Below are 1,294 nucleotides of genomic sequence, written 5' to 3'. Positions count from 1 at the left end.
TTTAAAAGATCAATATTATAAAAACATGAGTATAAAGCCTCAAATGGAAACATTAACATTTCAGGCCGAAAGCATCTCCTATGCAGTCTGCAAATATTTTGGCATCGAGACAGGAGAAAACAGCTTTGGCTATATTGCCAGTTGGAGTCAAGGCAAGGAGCTGAAAGAACTGAAAGCCAGTTTGGAGACCATCAACAAAACCTCCGGCACTTTGATCTCCGACATTGAGCGCCACTATAAGGAAATCTGCAAAGAGCGTGGAATTGACCCCCATGCAAAGGCAGAGCCGGAAACCGCCCCGATAGAGCAGCCAACCGGCAATCTGACTTACTATGTGGCAGAGTGCATGGAGTTTCCAAACCTCGGAGAATACCACGATAACCTGTCTTTGGAGGAAGCTGTCCGCATTTATCAGGAGATTCCAGCAGAGCGAATGAACGGGATTAAAGGAATTGGTTTTGAACTGAAAGACGGAAGCGACTATGAAGGACCTTTTCCGATTTTGACCGGCCATACCATTGATCTGGACACCATCCAGGCAATCGACTATTACCGTGATAATCCTCTGGTGCAAAAAGCAGTAAAGGAACTGGCTGCGGCAATGCCGGAAATGGAAGTGTTGGGGGCGGATGCCAATCAGCAGGAGGCTTTGTTTCTGATCGACGATGCCACCTATCTTCATATCCAGTCCTGTGACAGCGGCTGGGACTATACCCTTTACGATGCCGCATCCATGAAAGAGCTGGATGGAGGTCAGCTGGATATGCCGGAGCTTTCCTGCATGAAGGCAGTTCTCCAGATTTGTGATGATAACGATTTGAGCAGCAATTCAGTAAAGTATGCGCCCCTGCCTATGATTGAAACCTTGCAGGACGCTGCCTACCAGCAGATGCAGGCAGAGGCCAGTCAGATGGCTGCTTCTTCTCAGCTGCCGGAAGCACAAGAGCAGACGCTGGATGAATACCCTATGCCTGATGAGCAGGTATCCACACCGGATATGCAGGAATACGGCTACTTCTATGATGGGATGCTCCCTGTCACCAGAGAACGGGCGCTGGAACTGGATGCCGCTGGTTTGACTGTCTATGTGCTGCATGAGGACAATACGGAGAGCATGGTGTTTGACCCACAGGAGATCATGGAGCATGGAGGCCTTTTCGGTGTGGACCGCGAGGAATGGGAGAAAAGCCCTCAGTTCCACGAAAAGGTCATGGAGCGTCAGGAGCATCAGCAGGAACGAGAACAGGCATTTCTCTCCCAGAACAGAAACTGCTTTGCCATCTACCAGGTGAGC

The 1,294-nt window shown here is 49.6% G+C and carries 1 pseudogene; it reads left to right on the top strand.

Annotation, left to right across the window (positions count from 1 at the left end):
- Positions 1-61: 61 nt before the first annotated feature.
- Positions 62-1,294: pseudogene (locus DW826_RS12970) on the top strand (LPD16 domain-containing protein); the annotation flags it as partial.

It is taken from the genome of Clostridium sp. AM34-11AC, assembly GCF_003435375.1.
Taxonomy (GTDB): domain Bacteria; phylum Bacillota; class Clostridia; order Lachnospirales; family Lachnospiraceae; genus Pilosibacter; species Pilosibacter fragilis.
The sequence above is the reverse complement of the archived record's forward strand: the minus strand, read 5'-3'. Positions and strand labels throughout refer to the sequence as shown.